The organism is Streptomyces sp. LS-MS-L19 (genome assembly GCF_058382285.1).
This window is the reverse complement of the sequence record NZ_JBYCLL010000001.1, coordinates 136,447-154,132: the sequence shown is the minus strand read 5'-3', so window position 1 is coordinate 154,132 and position 17,686 is coordinate 136,447. Positions and strand designations below refer to the sequence as shown.

The 17,686-nt window shown below is 71.3% G+C and carries 17 protein-coding genes; 6 read left to right on the top strand and 11 right to left on the bottom strand.

Annotation, left to right across the window (positions count from 1 at the left end; all coding sequences use genetic code 11):
• Positions 1–33: 33 nt before the first annotated feature.
• From AC2XR2_RS00675 to eno, 3 genes are all read right to left on the bottom strand, one after another.
• The gene (locus AC2XR2_RS00675; RefSeq protein ID WP_491513889.1) at positions 34–585 is read right to left on the bottom strand and encodes a carboxymuconolactone decarboxylase family protein; all 552 of its coding nucleotides are present in this window, start codon (positions 583–585) and stop codon (positions 34–36) included.
• Positions 586–609: 24 nt separating this feature from the next.
• Positions 610–1,614 (bottom strand): VOC family protein, encoded by a 1,005-nt coding sequence (locus tag AC2XR2_RS00670; protein WP_491513888.1) that lies wholly within the window; start codon positions 1,612–1,614, stop codon positions 610–612.
• 61 nt (positions 1,615–1,675) lie between these two features.
• Positions 1,676–2,986 carry a phosphopyruvate hydratase gene (gene eno / locus AC2XR2_RS00665; RefSeq protein WP_491513887.1) on the bottom strand — a complete coding sequence of 437 codons (1,311 nt, stop codon included), beginning with the start codon at positions 2,984–2,986 and terminating at the stop codon, positions 1,676–1,678.
• A 271-nt stretch (positions 2,987–3,257) separates the two neighbouring features.
• Between eno and AC2XR2_RS00660 the strand changes: the two genes are divergently transcribed.
• Positions 3,258–3,851, top strand: a complete 594-nt coding sequence (locus tag AC2XR2_RS00660; protein ID WP_491513886.1) for an NADPH-dependent FMN reductase — start codon at positions 3,258–3,260, stop codon at positions 3,849–3,851.
• A gap of 86 nt (positions 3,852–3,937) precedes the next feature.
• Here AC2XR2_RS00660 and AC2XR2_RS00655 read toward each other — a convergent pair whose 3' ends face one another.
• On the bottom strand, positions 3,938–4,969 hold the full coding sequence (locus tag AC2XR2_RS00655; protein ID WP_491513885.1) for a LacI family DNA-binding transcriptional regulator: 1,032 nt from the start codon (positions 4,967–4,969) through the stop codon (positions 3,938–3,940).
• Positions 4,970–5,153: 184 nt separating this feature from the next.
• Between AC2XR2_RS00655 and AC2XR2_RS00650 the strand changes: the two genes are divergently transcribed.
• A complete protein-coding gene (locus tag AC2XR2_RS00650; RefSeq protein ID WP_491513884.1) occupies positions 5,154–5,933 on the top strand; it encodes a fumarylacetoacetate hydrolase family protein in 780 nt (259 codons plus the stop codon).
• A gap of 72 nt (positions 5,934–6,005) precedes the next feature.
• Here the strand turns inward: AC2XR2_RS00650 and AC2XR2_RS00645 are convergent, their stop codons facing one another.
• The gene (locus AC2XR2_RS00645; protein WP_330269373.1) at positions 6,006–7,274 is read right to left on the bottom strand and encodes an MFS transporter; all 1,269 of its coding nucleotides are present in this window, start codon (positions 7,272–7,274) and stop codon (positions 6,006–6,008) included.
• A gap of 726 nt (positions 7,275–8,000) precedes the next feature.
• On the opposite strand from AC2XR2_RS00645, the gene AC2XR2_RS00640 reads away from it, so the two are divergent.
• The 3 genes from AC2XR2_RS00640 to AC2XR2_RS00630 all read left to right on the top strand — a co-directional run bounded on the left by AC2XR2_RS00640 (position 8,001) and on the right by AC2XR2_RS00630 (position 10,741).
• Entirely contained in the window at positions 8,001–9,005 is a 1,005-nt protein-coding gene (locus tag AC2XR2_RS00640; protein WP_491513883.1) for a C-terminal binding protein, read from the top strand.
• Positions 9,002–10,054 carry a phosphotransferase family protein gene (locus tag AC2XR2_RS00635; RefSeq protein ID WP_491513882.1) on the top strand — a complete coding sequence of 351 codons (1,053 nt, stop codon included), beginning with the start codon at positions 9,002–9,004 and terminating at the stop codon, positions 10,052–10,054. The genes AC2XR2_RS00640 and AC2XR2_RS00635 overlap by 4 nt, the downstream gene beginning before the upstream one ends.
• Positions 10,055–10,210: 156 nt before the next feature.
• Positions 10,211–10,741, top strand: a complete 531-nt coding sequence (locus AC2XR2_RS00630) for a cupin domain-containing protein (protein ID WP_491513881.1) — start codon at positions 10,211–10,213, stop codon at positions 10,739–10,741.
• 98 nt (positions 10,742–10,839) lie between these two features.
• Here AC2XR2_RS00630 and AC2XR2_RS00625 read toward each other — a convergent pair whose 3' ends face one another.
• On the bottom strand, positions 10,840–11,748 hold the full coding sequence (locus AC2XR2_RS00625) for an NAD(P)-dependent oxidoreductase (protein ID WP_491513880.1): 909 nt from the start codon (positions 11,746–11,748) through the stop codon (positions 10,840–10,842).
• Positions 11,749–11,831: 83 nt separating this feature from the next.
• Between AC2XR2_RS00625 and AC2XR2_RS00620 the strand changes: the two genes are divergently transcribed.
• Positions 11,832–12,194 (top strand): winged helix-turn-helix transcriptional regulator, encoded by a 363-nt coding sequence (locus tag AC2XR2_RS00620; protein ID WP_381308594.1) that lies wholly within the window; start codon positions 11,832–11,834, stop codon positions 12,192–12,194.
• Between the two features lie 26 nt (positions 12,195–12,220).
• Here AC2XR2_RS00620 and AC2XR2_RS00615 read toward each other — a convergent pair whose 3' ends face one another.
• The 5 genes from AC2XR2_RS00615 to AC2XR2_RS00595 all read right to left on the bottom strand — a co-directional run bounded on the left by AC2XR2_RS00615 (position 12,221) and on the right by AC2XR2_RS00595 (position 17,647).
• Positions 12,221–13,081: a 3-hydroxybutyryl-CoA dehydrogenase gene (locus AC2XR2_RS00615; RefSeq protein WP_491513879.1), complete on the bottom strand. Its 861-nt coding sequence runs from the start codon at positions 13,079–13,081 to the stop codon at positions 12,221–12,223.
• Positions 13,082–13,127: 46 nt separating this feature from the next.
• The gene (locus AC2XR2_RS00610) at positions 13,128–14,081 is read right to left on the bottom strand and encodes a PDR/VanB family oxidoreductase (RefSeq protein ID WP_491513878.1); all 954 of its coding nucleotides are present in this window, start codon (positions 14,079–14,081) and stop codon (positions 13,128–13,130) included.
• A gap of 19 nt (positions 14,082–14,100) precedes the next feature.
• Positions 14,101–15,291, bottom strand: a complete 1,191-nt coding sequence (locus AC2XR2_RS00605; protein WP_491513877.1) for an acetyl-CoA C-acyltransferase — start codon at positions 15,289–15,291, stop codon at positions 14,101–14,103.
• Between the two features lie 175 nt (positions 15,292–15,466).
• Positions 15,467–16,072: a histidine phosphatase family protein gene (locus AC2XR2_RS00600; RefSeq protein WP_381308603.1), complete on the bottom strand. Its 606-nt coding sequence runs from the start codon at positions 16,070–16,072 to the stop codon at positions 15,467–15,469.
• Between the two features lie 36 nt (positions 16,073–16,108).
• Positions 16,109–17,647: an AMP-binding protein gene (locus AC2XR2_RS00595; protein ID WP_491513876.1), complete on the bottom strand. Its 1,539-nt coding sequence runs from the start codon at positions 17,645–17,647 to the stop codon at positions 16,109–16,111.
• Positions 17,648–17,686 lie beyond the last annotated feature (39 nt).

Sequence of the window (17,686 nt, the reverse complement as noted above, 5' to 3'; positions counted from 1 at the left end):
CTCCGGTTTATATGGGCAGTCTGGTGCCGGGACCTATGAATGGGCGAAGGGATTCGGGTAATTGTCCTCGAGGTCGATGTCGAGGAGACCCATGATGCGGACGCCGGAGTTGTACCAGGCGATGGACAGGGACAGTTCGACCATCTGCCGGTCCGTCAGGTGGGCGGCCGCGGCACGCCACGTCCGTTCCGAGACGTCGACGTGCAGCGTGGATTCCTTGGCGAGGCGCATGACCGCCTTCTCCGTCGCGTCGAACAGGTCGGACGACTCGAAGTCGCCCACCGCCGCGAGCTGTTCCTCGGTGAGTCCGGCCTTGAGGCCGTGCGACTGGTGGTGCGCGACCTCGTAGGCGGAGCGGGTCGCGTGACCGACGGTCAGGATGGCCAGTTCGCGCAGCCTGGGGCTGAGGTCGGCGGCGCGCAGCGCGTTGGCGTAGGTCAGGAACCCGTCCAGCTGCTCGGTCGCGCCCGCGAGGGCGAGGAAGATGTTCGCCGTCGGAACCTTGCGTTCGGCTTCGAGCCGGTCGTACAGGGGCTTGTTCGCCTCGTCCGCGTCCTCGCGGCGCAGGTAGGGAACGCGTGCCATGTCGTCTCCTCGTAGGTGAAGGGGTCAGTGCGCGGACTGTTCGAGCAGGAACCGCTCGAGGGTCATCGGCTGCGGCGCCTGGGCCGGCGGCAGCTGCTTCACCCCCACGAAGGGCGAGGCCTCGAAGTACCACTTCTCCAGCGCGGGAAGCCCCCAGCGGACGTTCGTGCTCAGTGATCCCGCGTCCCAGCGCACCGGCTCGACCTCGGTGTCGATGGTCTGGTAGTGGCTGTTGAAGACCTCCACCCGGTGGCCGTCCGGGTCACGGAGGTAGGTGAAGAGCATCCCGCCGGGACCGTGCCGTCCCGGGCCCCGCTCGACCCCGTCGCCGTAGCCCAGGAGGCCTGCCCAGTCGCAGGCGGTGAAGATGTCGCGGCTCTCGGAGACGGTGTAGGCGAAGTGGTGCAGGGCGGGGCCGGTGTTCTCCACGATCGCGAGGTCCAGGCAGGTGCCCTTGCGGTACATGAACGCGCTCAGCAGCTTGTCGCCGTGGGCCAGGTACTCGGAGTTGCGGAAGCCGAGTTCGCCGTAGAACGCGGTCAGCTCGTACGTGTTCGGCGCGAACGTCTGGAAGTGGTCGAGGCGCTGTACGTGGGCGCCCTGGTGGTGCTCGAAGTCGATGTGCAGCCTGGGGCGGGTCTCCATGTGCGCGCAGAGCTCCAGCGGTGTCCCCGCCGGGTCGCTGACGTGCAGGGTGCGGCCCTGGTACGGCAGGTCGACCCACTCCGCGGGCAGGCCCCGGTCGCGGAACCAGCCGTAGGCGATGTCGAGGTCCTCGTCGAGGAAGACCCGGAAGCCGATCCGTCGGCAGGAACCCGCGCCCTCCTCGTCCAGCTCCAGGACGAGGCTGTGATGGCATGCCTCGGCGAGGCCGCGGAGATGGCAGGTGCGCTCGTCCTCGTCACTGACGACGAGCCCGAGGGCGCTCGTGTAGAAGTTCCGGCTCTCGGCCAGATCCGCGACCGTGAGCCGGACATGACTGGAGCGGGTGATGTTGAAACTCGGACGCAGATTGACGGGTGGCAGCATGCTGGGCTCCGTGCGCGATTGCGGCTCTTGATTTCGATGACTGTAATAGTGCGGGGTCGTTTTACGGCTTGGTCGTGGCAGGGCCAGAATCTCCGAAGGTGAATGCGGACCAGCCGCTGAATTCCGCGGAATCGCCGAGGTGCTCCTCGATGCGCAGAACCTCGTTCCATTTGGCCATGCGTTCGGAGCGCGTGAACGAGCCCACCTTCAGCTGGCCCGCGTCCCATCCGACGCTCAGATGCGCGATGGTGACGTCCTCGGTCTCGCCGGAGCGGGCCGACACGACGGTGCCGAAGCCGGCGTCCTTTCCGGCGCGCAGGGCCTGGTGGGCCTCGGTGACCGTGCCCGCCTGGTTCGGCTTCACGAGGACCGCGTTCGCCGCCCCGCCGGTGGCGGCGGCCTCCACCCGCTTGGCGTCGGTGACCAGGTAGTCGTCGCCGATCACCTGGCAGCGGTGGCCGTAGCGCCGGGTGAACTCCACCATCCCCTCGTGGTCGTCCTCACCCACCGGGTCCTCGACGGACAGGATCGGGTACTGGTCGATCCAGTCGCCCAGCATGTCGATGAGGGCCGCCGTGTCCAGCGTGCGGTCGTCGAGCGCGAGCGTGTAGCGCCCCTCGCCGCCGAACTGCGAGGCGGCGACGTCCAGGGAGATGCCGACCTGGCCGGCGGGCGTGAAACCCGCGGTCTCGATGGCGCGGGTCAGGGTCTCCAGCGCCTCCTCGTTGGAGTCGAACGCGGGCCAGAAGCCGCCCTCGTCCGCCACTCCCTGTGCCTTGCCCGCCTCGCGCATCAGGCTGCCGGCCGCCCGGTAGATCTCCGCGGTCCAGTCGAGGGCCTCGGAGAAGCTGCGTGCCGCGGGACAGACGACCATGAAGTCCTGGACGTCGACACGGCGGTCCGCGTGGGCGCCGCCCCCGAAGATCTGGATCTCCGGCAGGGGGATCCGGACCGGCCGGCCGGCCGACAGGTGCCGCCACAGCGGTACGCCCGCGGACGCGGCGGCGGCGTGCAGCACCGCCATGGAGGTGGCCACGATGGCGTTGCCACCGAGGCGGCCGCGGTCGGGGGTGCCGTCGAGGTTCACCAGGAGCCGGTCGAGGGTCTCCTGGTCGGCCGCGTCGAGCCCCTGGAGGGCGGGCGCGATCTCCGTGTTGACGGAGCCGACGGCACGGCGGACGTCAAGGCCGCCGAAGCGGGAGCCGCCGTCGCGCAGGTCGACGGCCTCGCCCTGCCCCGTCGAGGCTCCGGCCGGTGCGATGGCCCGGCCGACGGCGCCGTCCGCGAGGTGGACCTCGACCTCGACGGTCGGCCGCCCGCGTGAGTCCCACACCCTGCGGCCGTGGAGCTTGGCGATCCGCGTGTCTGTCATTGCGGTGCGACCTTTCGGAGTCGGGAGTGCGAAGGACGGGGCGTGGAGCGTGCCCGTCGTGGCACCAAGGGGCGTGGGGAGGCCCTGACATGCCCGGCGACACAGCGCGGACCCTCAGTGCTATCGATAGCGCAATCGTGCGAAGTGCGGGTGGTTCTGTCAAGAGCTGGAGGAGAGTTCCCTACCCCGGTCGCGGAGTTCACGCCTCTTGCTCGGCTTCGGAGAGCCAGTGCTATCGTTCGCACAACCCCGACAGGAAAGCGAGCCCGACATGACCTCCCAGCCCTCTGCGGCACCCATGACCCTCACCACCGTGGTGGCGAGCACGCGTCCCGGACGGGTCGGCAGGTCCGTCGCGGACTGGTTCACCTCCCGGGTCGCGGAGTACGACTGGTTCGAGTCGCACCTGGTCGACCTCCGCGAACTGGACCTTCCGTTCTACGACGAGCCGAACCCGCCCGCTCTGCGGCAGTACACGAAGAGCCACACGCGTGCGTGGAGCGAGATCGTCGACGCGTCGGACGCGTTCGTGTTCGTCACCCCCGAGTACAACGGAGGCTTTCCGGCCCCCTTGAAGAACGCCTGGGACTACCTCGTGGTGGAGTGGCAGCACAAGCCCGCTGCGTTCGTGAGCTACGGCGGTGTCTCGGCGGGCACCCGGGCGGTGCAGATGGCCAAGCAGGTCGTGGCCAACCTCAGGATGCTGCCCATCGGGCCGACCGTGAGCATCCCCTTCATCGGAGAACAGGTCGACGACGGCGCCTTCCGGCCCGGGAAGATCCACGAGGCCGCCGCCGAGCAGATGCTCGACGAACTCGGACGGACCGCCGGTGTCATGCGCCGACTGCGCGGCGGAACGTACTGACCGCGCGGAAACGTGAAGGTGCCCGGAGCGCAGCGCTCCGGGCACCTTCACGTTCCCGCGCACAGCCGGTCACGGGGGCGTTGTCCTCAGGCGGACGTGGACGGGGACCGTCCGCCGGGGGGTGCCGTGCTGCCGCGCAGCACCAGGGACCCGGGGGAGACCGAGGTGTAGGGGCCGTCGTTGCCCGGCTCGGTCTTGAGGCGACGCAGCAGCCACAGCGCGCAGCCGGTCGCCATCTCCTGGATCGGCAGGCCGACCGTGGTGAGCCCCGGCCCCCACCAGGAGAAGCCGGGCTCGTCCCCGAACCCGACGACGGACAGTTCGCCCGGCACCTTCACGCCCTGCGCGGACAGCTCCTCCAGGACCCCGAGGGTGAGCTGGATCGATGCCAGGACGAGCGCGGTGGGGGCGTCCCGCTGCTGAAGCAGCCGGCGCACCGCCTCGCGTCCGTGCCCCACGGACGACGGCGGCCCCAACTCGGTGCGCCCGGCCTCGTCCGGAAGTCCGCCCTCGCGCAGGGCGGCGCGGAATCCGCCCAGGCGTTCCGCACCCGTGGGCAGTTCCTCCGGGCCGCCCAGGTACGCGATGCGCGTATGGCCCAGCTCCACCAGGTGGGCCGTGGCCCGGCGCAGTGCCTCGTGGTCGTCCACGCCGAACCACTGGGCGCCGAGCGAGGGGTGGCGGCGCAGGAGCTGCAAGTGCGGTACGGCGCGCAGGAGTTTGACGGAGTCGTTGTGCGGGCGGGCGGTGGGCACGATGATGACGCCGGCCACGCGGTTCGCGGACAGCTCCCGCAGATGGCGCAGTTCCACCATCCGGTCGTCGTCGGTCTCCGAGAGCATCAGCTGGAAGCCCTCGGCCTCCATGTTCTTGGAGAGCTCGTGCGCGATGGTCGAGTAGAAGCTGTTGCGGATGTCCGGGATCACCAGGGCGACCACGTTGCTGGACGCGCCGCGCATCATCCGCGCCGCCCGGTTGCCGACGTAGCCCATCTCGGAGGCGGTCCGGCGGACCCGGAACTTGGTCTCCTCGCTGATGCGGGCGTCGTCGGCGAGTGCCCGGCCGACGGTCGAGACGGAGATCCCGAGGCGTTCGGCGATGTCCTTGGTCGTGATCACGTAAAGGTCCCCTCCGGCTGACTCGCCCGTGGCCGTCACTGTCCGTATGCCAACGATAGCACCGGTGTCGCACTCCGTGGTCGGGAGAGCGGGGGACGGGATGCGCCTACGCGCATTGTGCTAACGTTAGCATTGCTGAATGAGCCGTGCAGCCGCCTGTGGCTGCCCAAGTACGGAGGTGTCCGTGCGGATCGTCAGGTATGCCGTCGGCGGTGCGTGTCACTACGGAGAACTCGAATCCGATGACGTCACCATCGCCCGATTCGAGGGCGATCCCTTCACGGGACTGACCCCTTCGGGAGTTCTCGACGAAATGGGTGACGTCGTCCTTCTGTCGCCGGTCGAGAGTCCCCGGATCTTCGGGTTCGCCTACAACTACGCCTCACATGTCGACGAGACCGACCGTGATGTCCCGGACGTTCCCGTGTGCTTCATGAAGCCGAGCACGGCGGTCGTGGGGTCGGGTGACGCCATCGTTTATCCGGCCGATGGCGAACTCATCCATTTCGAGGGTGAGTTGGTCGTCGTCATCGGAAAGAAAGCCCGCCATGTGAAACCGGCCGAAGCCCACGAGTACATCCTCGGCTATACGTGCGGCAACGACGTCAGCGACCGTATCGTCCAGCGCAAGGAAAGCCGATACGGAACACTGCTCATCGGGAAGGGGCAGGACACCTTCGCTCCCCTCGGACCGGTCATCGCCACCGAACTCGACCCGTCCGCGCTCTCGTTGACCACCCGGGTGAACGGCCGTGTCACGCAGTCGGCGAGCACCGCCGACCTGATGCTCCCCGTGCCCGACCTCGTCAGCTATCTCAGCCGCTACCTGACGCTGCTGCCCGGGGACGTGATCATGACCGGTACACCCGCCGGGGTCGGGCCGATCCGCCCCGGAGACGAGGTCGCGGTCGAGATCGAGGGCATCGGCGTCCTGCGCAACCCGGTTGTGGCCGAGGGGCGTTGAGCGCGGGAGCCGGCAGTCGGAGCATGGAAGAGGGGCTGCCCACCAGTCGTGGTGGGCAGCCCCTTCAGCGTGTCAGCGGACCGCGTTGTTGAACTGCCCCGGACGGACGAAGACCAGGGCGACGACGCCGGCCAGCGGCAGGAGCGTCACCTGCAGCAGCCCGGCCCGGTCCCAGCCGAAGGCGTCCACCAGGGCGGCGAAGAGCAGGCCCGAGAAGGCCGCCGGTCCGTAGTAGCTGGTGACGAACAGACCGGAGGCGCGGCCGATCTGCGACGGACGGACGGCCCGCTGCATCACGCTGTTGCTGTTGGGATAGATGAAGCCCAGGCCGAAGGCGCCCATGAGGAAGGCGAACACGCACTGCACGCCGACGCCCGCCTGCGTGTCGTAGATGCACACGCTGATCGCGGAGACGGCCAGCAGGCTCAGGATCAGCAGATTGCGCTGGTTCACGCGGTCGCCGAGCCAGCCGCCGAAGAGGGCTGTCATGCCGCCGAAGCCGAGGAAACTCATGGCCAGGGCGGCCTGTCCGGCGGAGTAGTGCAGCGACGTGATGAGGTACGTCGGGTAGAGGCCGAGGAACCCGTAGATGGCCACGCCGCTGACGACCGAGTGGACGGCCAGCGCCACGGTGTTGCGGTTGTAGGCGGAGGCCGGCATGTGGTCGTAGGTCGCGGTCGAGGCCGCCTTCTCCGCGGAGTGCTCGGTCAGACCGGCCTTCAGCAGGAACAGCGATGCGGCGGCGATCAGCAGCCCGGCCGTGCCGAACAGGTAGAAGGGCGAGTGCCAGGTGCCGTGGGTGCTCGCGAGCTCGACGCCGATGAGGGGGGCGATGAACACGCCCACGGAGTAGCCCACACCGATCGCGCCGAACGCGAGACCGCGCCGCTGCACGAAGAAGGCGCCCATCGCGGCGAAGATCGCGGCGGACTGCATGCCCTCGCCGAAGCCCGATACCACCCGGTACAGGGTCATGTCGGCGAAGCCGGTGGCCAGCGGGGTGGCCATGGTGCCGACGGAGTAGATCACGATGCTGACCAGCAGTACGGTCTTGCGCCGGAACCGGTCCAGCAGATAGCCCGCGGGCAGGCCGGCCAGGGCCATGCCGAGCGTGAAGTTCGTCGCCAGCAGCCCGCCCTGCTCCAGGGAGAACCCGTACTCGGTACGGATGTCGGGGAGCAGCGGCGGAAAGACCTGGCGGTCCATCGCGTTGACCATGTACGAGAGGACCACCAGCAGGAAGCCCACACCGATCATGGCCCGGGAGACGGCCGGACGGCCGCTTTCCCGGGTGGCTTTCACGGGGACTGCACTGGTGTCGACTTGCGCTGCGTGAGTCATTGCGGCTCCTGATGAGGAAGAGGGCGCGGCAGGCCGCGGCGGATCCGTCGCCGCACGAAGGCGTACGGCGCTGACGGGAAGCGGTGAGCTGAACACGGACTCGAGTCGGCGACGGCGATATCGGCGCCGGGTGAAGGAATGCGGGCGAGCGGCCACCGCGCGGTCGGACACCGCGTGCGAATTCAGCCGTGTAGCGCCCGTCGGGGACGTCCGTGGCTATGGCGTCTTCGACAACCGGACCTTGTGCGAACACTTGTCGGCCGCACGGTCGGGGTTGGCAGAAACCATGAAGGGAAGTGCCCGGCGCGTCAAGATGTGTGCGCGAATTTCCCGGGAAGCCGGCGCTTTCCCGTGCTGAGCGGGTGCGCCCCCTTCGGGGTGGGGCGCAGGCGGGCCGCCCGGAGAGGCGTTCTTGACGATGTGCAGACCCACAGTGCTATCGTTAGCATCGCGTGGCTGTGACACAGTGAATTCGACGTGCCCCGGCGTCTTGCGACCCAGTTCCAGGGGCCCAGCGGTGGCACCCTCCGACCACGAGTCGGAGAGCGCCGGCGATTTCCCGACCGAGCCCAGCGACCCACCTCACCCTCATCCACGGCGGCCGTGGGCCATCGGACAAGCCGACGGCCGCCGTCCCGGTGATGCTCAGACCCGCTGACCGGACGCGACCGGGCGCCCAGCCCGGCCGTCCGCGGCGGCCGTACGATTCTGCGAGGACGATCTGCCATGACACCACCGAGCCGCCCAGCGACCGTGCTGCTCACCGACTACGCCTGGCCCGACGACTCCGTCGAGCGGTCCGTCATCGAGAGCGCGGGCCACACGCTGGTGTCCGGGCCTGCGGAACCCTCCTCCGCCGAGACCGTCGAGGCACTGGTGGCCGAGCACCGGCCCGCCGGCATCCTCACCTGCTGGGCCCCCGTCTCCGCCACCGCCGTCGGCGCCTCGCCGGACCTGCGGATCGTGGCCAGACTGGGCGTCGGCCTCGACAACATCGCCGTGGACACCGCCACCGAGCGGGGCGTATGGGTCACCAACGTGCCGGACTACTGCGTCGAGGAGGTCTCCGACCACGCGGTCGGCATGATCCTCGCCTGGACGCGGGGTCTGGCCGTGTTCGACCGGGAGGTCCGCACGGGGCGCTGGGACCCCGCCGGTGCCCGGTTGCGCCGGCTGTCCACGCTGACCTGCGGTGTCGTCGGCTTCGGCCGGATCGGACGCGCGACCGCCCGCAAGCTCGGCGCGTTCGGCTGCCGGATCCTGGCCCATGACCCGAACCCGCCGAAGGAGGCACCCGGAGTCGAGTCGGTGGGCCTGGAGGAGCTGCTGCGCCGAAGCGACGTGGTGATCCTCCACGTACCGCTGACGCCCGGCACACACCACCTCATCGGCGCCGACCGGCTCGCGCTGATGAAGCCGGGCGGGCTGCTGGTCAACGTCAGCCGTGGCGGACTGGTGGACACCGACGCCGTCATCAAGGCGCTGGACGGCGGTCACCTGGCCGGAGCGGCCTTCGACGTCCTGGAGAGCGAGCCGCACGTCCCGGCCGCTCTGCTGGACCAGCCCGGCGCGCTGCTCACCCCTCACGTCGCCTTCTCCTCCGACGCCTCGGTCACGGAACTGCGCCGCCGCGCCGCGGAGGAGGTCGTCCGGATCCTCGCCGGCGAGGCACCGGCACATCCCTGCAACGACCCCGGCCTCCGGCCCGCCGGATCGGCCGACCGGCGATGAGCGCCGCCCCCGTGCCGCAGAGCCCGGACCCCGCGCTGTCCCGCTTCCTGACCGTCCACGGGCTCGCCGCTCCCGGCGAAGCCGCCCATTGGACACCGCTGGCCGGCGGGGTCTCCTCCGACCTGTGGCGGGTGGACCTGCCCGGCCGGTCGCTGTGCGTCAAACGGGCCCTGGCCCGGCTGCGGGTCGCCGCCGACTGGGAGGCACCGGTCTCGCGCAACGCCTACGAATGGGCGTGGATGCGGTTCGCGTCCCGGCACCGGCCGGACAGCGTGCCCGAACTGCTGGCCCACGACCCCGAAGCCGGCCTCTTCGCGATGGCGTACCTGCCCGCCGAGCGCTACCCCATGTGGAAGTCCCAACTCCTTGCCGGAGAGGTCGAGGTGACGACCGCGGCCGCTCTCGGGGAGCTGCTCGGCGCCCTGCACGCGGCGAGCGCGGGGGACCCGGCCCTCGCCGCACAGTTCGCCACGGACGACAACTTCCACGCCCTGCGCATCGAGCCGTACCTGCTGGCCACCGCGGCGGCGCACCCCGGCCTGGCCGACATCCTCCGGAGCCTGGCCGACCGCACGGCCGGCACCCGCCTGGCCCTGGTGCACGGCGACGTCAGCCCCAAGAACATCCTCGTGGGCCCCGCGGGACCGGTGCTGCTGGACGCCGAGTGCGCCTGGTACGGCGACCCGGCCTTCGACCTGGCGTTCTGCGTCAACCACCTGCTCCTCAAGAGCCTCGTGGTGCCCGGTCGCCGCGCCGAACTCCTGCGGTCCGCCCGGGCGCTGGCCGAGCGGTACGTCCGGCAGGTCGACTGGGAACCCCGGTCGATCCTGGAGACGCGGGCCGCCTCGCTGCTGCCCGCACTGCTGCTCGCCCGGGTGGATGGCAAGTCCCCGGTGGAGTACCTCACCGACGACGGCGACCGGCTGTTCGTCCGCACGGTGGCCGCCGCCCTGCTGCGGGCGCCCGCGTCCACGGTGACCGGTGTGCTGGACGCCTGGGTGACCGCCCTGGAGGCCCCCACCGCGGCCGGCACCGGCCACCCCGCGTGACCGACCGCCTGGCGGCCGGCACCGGCCACCAACCGTGACCGACCGCCTGGCGGCCGGCACCCGCCACCCCGCGTGACCGCCCGTCCGGCGGCCGGCACCCGCCACCCCGCGTGACCGCCCGTCCGGCGGATCCGGCCGACCCAACGAGGAGAGACCATGCGCAGAGTCGTCACCGGCCATGACGAGAACGGCAGGTCGGTCGTCGTCAGCGACGGGCCCGTGCCGCGCAGCCGGGAGTTCACCAGCCTGCCGGGCTGGGTCTCCCGGCTGCCGTGGGCCACCGACCCCGGCCAACCGGTCAGCCGGGCGGGCGAGGACCCGACACCGAAGGTCACCAGCCTGCTTCCGGCGCCCGGCGGCACCCGCTTCATCGTCCTGACCTTCCCACCGGAGTCCGCGTTCGCCGACCCTGCCTTCGACCCGGTCGCCTTCGACCGGGAACAGCGGGCCGACTCACCCGGCATCGCCGAACTCATCGAACCCGACGGCATGCACACGACGCCGACCGTGGACTACGGCATCGTGATCCAGGGCGAGATCACCCTCGAACTCGACGACGGCGCCCGCACTCCGCTGGCGGCGGGGGACATCGTCATCCAGAACGGCACCCGGCACGCCTGGCGCAACCTCAGCGGCCGGCCGGTGACGGTGGCCTTCGTCCTGATCGGGACCGAGCACGACGGCTGACGGCCGACGCCGTGTCCGGGGAAGGCGGACGGCGCTCAGGTCCTGTCCACGGGCCCCAGGTCACCTGCACCGGGCCCTCCACCCGCCTGCGCGGCCGGTCAGTACCGCTGTCGGATGCTGTCGATGATGCGGGTCCAGTTGTCGCTGCCGTGGCCGTTCCCGATCGCCTGTCGGTAGTGGGCCTGCACGGCCTGGGGGAGCGCGAGGTCGAGGCCGAGTGAGGCGCTGGTCTCGACGATGTGGTCGGCGGTCGCACCCATCATGGTGACAGTGCTGAGGTCGCCGGGGTGCTCTCCCGCGTCGAGCGCGACACCGGGTTTCCTCTCACCGGCCCTGAGGATGGCGCCGATCGAGTCGGTGAAGGAGAGCAGCTCCGGCAGCGCTTCCGATGCCTTGAGCCCTGCCGTGCCCAGCATCGCGGTCGCGTGCATCAGGGCGGACAAGCCGGTGAGGAACACGGCGAGTTGGGCCTGGTACATCAGCTGGGCGAGTCCGGGGTCGGCGCCCAGATACCTCGGTGTCCCGAGCGCGGCCAACACGGCCCGGTGGGTCTCCATCACCTGCTCACGGCCGCTGTAGTAGACGTGGGCCGCCTCGGTCCCCACCATCGGCGCCGGAACCATCACACCTCCGGTGAGGAAACCCGCGCCGTGGGCCGCCGCCCAGGTGGCCGCCTCGCGAGTGCGATCGGGCGTGTCGGAGCTCAGGTTGACCAGGGTGCGGCCGGCGAGCGATGCGGTGGCGTCGCCGAGGATGTCGTACATCGCCCGGTAGTCGGTGAGGCTGAGGATCACGAGGTCACTCGCCTCGACCGCCTCGCCGGGGGTGGCGGCGAGGGTCGCCCCGGCGGTGACGACGCCGTCGGCCCGGCCGGCGGTCCGGTTCCAGACGGTGACGGGGTGTCCGGCGGTGAGAAGGGTGCGGGTCATGGCCTGGCCCATCGGACCCAGCCCGAGCACGGTGACGGCGCTGTTCCGCCTGCTGGTGGAGTTCGGTTGTTCGATCACCCCTCCATGCTCGGAGAGCGCCGCTAGGGTCGGAAGTACCCACTATTTACTGCGGTACTTACCTTTTAGTAAGGGGTTCAGTGATGGCCAAGGCACCCCGATGCGGGCCCTACATCTGCGGCATCGACGCCGCGCTCGACGTGGTGAGCGGGAAGTGGAAGGGACTGATCCTCTGGGAACTCGAAGCCCATGGCATACGTCGCTTCGCCGAACTCCGGCGCGGCTTACCGGGAGTGAGCGAGAAGATGCTGACGCAGCACCTGCGGGAGATGGAGGAGGACGGCCTCGTGCACCGGGTGGTGTACGCCGAGGTGCCACCACGCGTGGAGTACTCCCTCACGGAGCACGGGCACACACTGAATCGCGCCCTTGAGCCGCTCGGGGCCTGGGGTGTCGAGCGGATACGCCGCGAAGGCTCCCAAGTGGCCGAAGTGTCCGCCGGCTAGCCGTACAGGAACCGGCCGGGGGCGGTTCAACTCTCGTACGTGTGGAACCCTCGTCCGCTCTTCCGGCCGAGGTGACCCGCGGCGACCATGCGGCGCAGCAGGGCCGGTGGGGCGTACAAAGGCTCCTTGTACTCCTCGTACATCGACTCGGCCACGGCCTGCGCGGTGTCGAGGCCGATGAGGTCGAGCAGGCGCAGCGGTCCCATGGGGTGCGCGCACCCGAGTTCCATCCCGCGGTCGATGTCGTCCGGCCGGGCGGCGCCCGACTCCACCATCCGCACCGCGCTCAACAGGTAGGGCACGAGGAGGGCGTTGACGACGAAGCCGGAGCGGTCGGGCGCCTGGACGGCCTCCTTGCCCAGCTGCCCGGCGAAGTCACGGGCCCGCCGCAGCGTGTCGGCGCCGGTGACGAGGGCGGGAATCACCTCGACCAGCCGCTGCACGGGGACGGGGTTGAAGAAGTGCAGGCCGACGACCCGCTCGGGCCGCTCGGTGGCGACGGCGAGATCGACGACGGGAATCGAGGAGGTGTTGGTGGCCAGGACCGCCGTCGGGTCCTCGACCGCCTTGTCCAGGACGCGCAGGACCTCGGTCTTGACGTCACGGTTCTCGGCGACGGCCTCGACGACGAACTGCCGGTCGGCCATGTCGCCGAGGTCCACGGTGAACGACAGAAGGGCGAGGGCCTGATCACGCTGCTCCGCAGTGAGCTTGCCGTGCCGTACGCCGCGGTCGAGGGAGGCGGTGACGCGGCGGCGGCCCGCCTCGGCCGCGTCCGGCGTGGGTTCGGCGACGCGTACGTCGATGTCGTGGCGGGCGGCGACTTCGGCGATGCCGGAGCCCATGAGGCCGCAGCCGACGACGCCGAGACGGGTGACGGGATCCATCAGCGGTCCGTCCTTTCCGGTGAGGGTGAGCGGGAGGTGGGCGGTGTCAGAGATCGAGGACGAGACGCGGCCCGCGGGAGCGGGAGACGCAGATGAACATGGTGTCGCCGGCGGCCCGTTCGTCCTCGGTCAGCAGCGAGTCGCGATGGTCGGGCGTGCCCTCCAGCACATCGGTCTCGCAGGTGCCGCACGTGCCTTCCCGGCAGGAGAAGTCGACGTCGACGCCGGCCTCCTCCAGGGTTTCGAGCACCGAACGGTCCGGCGGCACGGTGAGGGTGAGCCCGGACCGTGCGAGCTCCAGCTCGAAGGCCCTGGCCGCACCGGTCTGGGCGGCCTGCACCGGGGCGAAGCGTTCGACGCCCAGCGTGCTGGGCGGCCAGCCCGCGCACTGTTCCCGCACCGCCCGCAGCAGGGGCTCGGGACCGCAGGCGTGCACCAGGGTGCCCTCCTTGGGCACCCCGAGGTGGGCGGCGAGGTCCAGCAGGCCGTACTCGTCCTGGGGGCGGACGAGGACGCGGTCCCCGTGCGGGGCGAGGCGGTCCAGGAAGGCCATGGAGGTTCGGGTGCGGCCGCCGTAGAGCAGGCTCCAGTCGGCGCCCGCGGCCTCGGCCGCCTCGACCATGGGAAGGATGGGCGTGATCCCGACGCCGCCGGCGATGAACAGATGGCGGGCGGCGGGCCGCAGGGGGAAGTTGTTGCGCGGGCCGCGGACCCGCACCCCGGCCCCTACGAGCAGCCGGTCGTGGACGTACGCGGACCCGCCGCGGCCCTGTGGCTCGCGCAGTACCGCGATCTGCCAGGCCCCGCGGTCGGCCGGGTCTCCGCACAGGGAGTACTGCCGCTCCAGGTCGCCCGCGTCACTGTCCAGGACCACGTCGATGTGGGCGCCCGGCGTCCAGGAGGGCAGCGGACCGCCGTCGGGACGCCGGAGGGTGAGGCTGACCACGCCGTCGGCCACGGGGGTGCGGGCGGCCACCGTCAGGGTGAGTCGGTCGTTCATGGTGAGTGCGCTCCGGGTCTCAGGTCTGTGCCGGTACGTGCAGCAGCAGCGCGTCCCCCTGGCCGCCGCCTCCGCACAGGGCCGCCGCTCCACTGCCGCCGCCGCGCCGCCGCAGCTCCTGGGCGAGGGTCAGCACCAGGCGGGCTCCGGTCATGCCGACCGGGTGGCCGAGGGCGATCGCGCCGCCGTTGACGTTCACCTTGTCCAGCGGGACGTCCAGTTCGCGCACGGAGGCGAGGGCGACCCCGGCGAACGCCTCGTTGATCTCGAACAGGTCCAGGTCGGCGGCCTTGAGCCGGCCGTCCCGGTCGAGGGCGTCACGGACCGCGCCGGCCGGCTGGACGAGCAGGGAGGGGTCGGGGCCCGCGACCGTGCCGTAGGCGCCGATCTCGGCGAGCGGTGTCAGTCCCTCCCGACGGGCGCGCTCGGCGCTCATCACGACGACGGCCGCCGCTCCGTCGGAGAGCTGGGAGGAGTTGCCGGCGGTGACGGTGCCCGTGCCGGAGAAGGCCGGCCGCAGACGGCCGAGGGTCTCGGCGGTGCTGTCCGGTCGTACGCCCTCGTCGGCGTCCACCACCGTCTCGCCCCGGCGTCCGGCCACCGTGACGGGCGCGATCTCCTCGGACAACGCGCCCGACTGCCGGGCGTGGGCGGCCCGTTGGTGGGAGAGCGCGCTGTACTCGTCCTGTTCCTGCCGGGTCAGGGCGAACGGCTGCTGGTACCGCTCGGTGGCCGCGCCCATGGAGACGCCGTCGAAGGCGCAGACGAGGGCGTCGCGGTCCAGGGCGTCCGCCACTGCGGTCGGGCCGTACTTCCAGCCGGTGCGTGATCCGAGCAGCAGGTGCGGGGCGCCGGACATGGACTCCATGCCGCCCGCGACGACCACCTCGTGACGGCCGGAGGCGATCATGAGGTCGGCCAGGGCGATGGCGTGCAACCCGGACAGGCAGAGCTTGTTGACTGTGCTCGCCGGTACGGAGAAGGGGATCCCGGCGCGGACCGCGGCCTGCCGGGCCGAGTTGGGGCCCGCCCCGGCCTGCACCACATGGCCCATGACGACGGCCTGCACGGCCTGCGGGTCCACGTGGGCGGCGGCCAGTGCCGCGCGGACGGCGTGGGCGCCGAGATCGACTGCGGACAGGGTGCTCAGGGCGCCCATCAGCTTGCCGATGGGCGTCCTGGCGCCGGCGACGATGACGGATCCGGGCATGGCCGGGGACCTCCTGGGGGTGGGAGCGGGATCAGGCGACCGGGGGCTACGGCGGGTGGGCTGGGGATTCAGGGGACCGGGGCGACGGCGGCTGGGCTGGGGCTTCAGGGGACCGGGGCGACGGCGCGTGGGCCGTGGGTACAGCCGACCGTGGCGACGCCCGTGGGCAGTGGGTTCAGGCGACCGGGTCGGTGGCGCGGTCGGCGATCATGTGGGCGGTCTCGTTCACCGAGTGCAGGACGATCCGCCCGCCGGGCATGCGCCGCACCCTGCTGACCGAGGTGTAGCCGGGGTGGAACCAGAACATCGTCGGCAGGCCGAGCACCGTCGCCAGGTAGGTGTTGGTGATGCCGCCGTGGCACACGGCCGCGACCCGCCCGCCGGGGTGGGCGTCCAGGATCGTGTCCATGGCGCGCACGGCCCGCCCGCGGAACGCGTCCCAGTCGAGGTCGGGCACGAAGTCCTCGAAGCGCCCCTCGGCGAGCGCCGCCGACCGGGGGTCGCCCGTGCCGATCTGCTCGGGCGGGGTGTACGGCTGGGACACGTCGGTGTCCCATTCGCGCAGGTCGTCGATCACCGTCGCGGTCATGCCGGTGAGCCGTTCCAGCGGCGCCACCGTCTCACGGGCCCGCCGGAACGGGCTCACGTACAGGGCGTCGAGGTCCTCGTGGCCGAGCCACGCGGCGAGGCGTTCGGCCTGGGCGGTGCCCTCGGGCGACAGCCCCGGGTCGAACACGCCCGCCACGGGGAGGCCGTGCCGGACGAGGAGGAGTTCGGTCATGGGTGATCCTTGCGTTCTCGGGGGAGCGGGAGCGGCTCAGCCGGCGATGGTCCGTTCCGAGCTCCAGTAGGGGCGGCGCATCGCGCGCTTGTCGAGCTTGCCCATGGCGTTGCGCAGCAGCTCGGGAACGATCTCGTACGACTTCGGGCACTTGTAGGCGGCGAGGCGCTCGCGGCAGAACCGGTCCAGCTCCTCGGCCGGCGGCTCGTCACCCGCCACCACGACCAGCGCCCGCAGCGCCTCGCCGAAGTCGGGGTCGGGCACGCCGATCACCGCGAGTTCGGCGACCGCCGGGTGCTGCCGCAGGACCGCCTCGCTCTCGGCCGGGTACAGGTTCACCCCGCCGGAGACCACGACGTCGGCTGCCCGGTCGGTGATGAAGATGTAGCCGTCGGCGTCGACGTAGCCGATGTCGCCGAGGGTGAAGACGCCGGGGGAGAGGTAGGCGGCCTTGGTCTTGTCCGGGTCCGCGTGATAGCGCACGCCCTGCTCGTCCGGTGCGCGGAAGGCCAGCAACCCGCGCTCGCCGGACGGCAGTTGCCGGCCGTCGTCGTCGGTGACCAGTACCTCGAAGGGGGGCCGGACGCGGCCGACCGAGCCCGGGTGCGCCAGCCACTCGGCACTGCTGATCCGGGCCACCGTCCCCGCCTCGCTGGCGCCGTACGACTCGGTCAGCACCGGACCGAACCAGTCGATCATGGCGCGCTTGACGTCCGGTGGGCACGCGGAGCCGGTGTGGGAGACCTGCCGCAGGCTGGAGACGTTGTAGCGCGAGCGGACGTCGTCCGGGAGGGCGAGCAGTCGCTGGAAGTGGGTCGGGACCATCACCGTCGAGGAGACCCGCCACCTTTCCACCCGGCTGAGGAACGTCTCCGGGTCGTACCGGCCGAGGACGACCACCGGCTCACCGGCCGCCAGGTGCCGCAGCGAGGTCAGCGGCGCGTTGTGCTGGAGGGGACCGCACACCAGGTGGGGGCCCGGCGGGAAGCCGGGCCGGGCGGACATCGCGGCGAGGTAGGCGGCGCTGTCGGCGACCGGGCCGCCGACCCAGCGCACCTCGGTGCCGCGGGCCCGTCCGGTGGTTCCCGAGGTGTAGACGAGCGGCGGCCGGGCGGGCCGGCCCGTGGGCAGGGTGCGATCGGCGGGCGCGGCGGCCAGCCAGAGGTCCCAGTCGAAGGCGTGCCCGGCCGCCGGGGTTCCGTGCGTCACGATCGGCAGCCCCAGCTCCCGGGCCGCGTCGAGGGCGGCACCCGCGCCGACCGGTCCGGCGACGATCCCGGTCACGCCCGCGTCGATGATCTGGTCGACCAGTTCTCCCGAGGTGAGGTTCCGGGAGGTGGCCACGGTCCCCACTCCGGCGCGCAGACCCGCCAGATGGGTCACCAGCGTGGGGATCGCGTTGTCGCCGAGGACGGCGATCCGGTCCTCCGGTCCGGGCGCGAACTCCAGCAGCCGGACCGCCGCCCGCGCCACCTGGTCGGCGAGGCCGGACCAGGTGAGCACGCCCAGGTCGTCCGCCAGGGCGGGCTCGTCGGGTGTGTCCTGGGCGCGACGGTCGAGTGGCAGCAGCGACATGGCTCCTCCGGCGGCTCCTCGGTCCTCTCCCGATGCCGA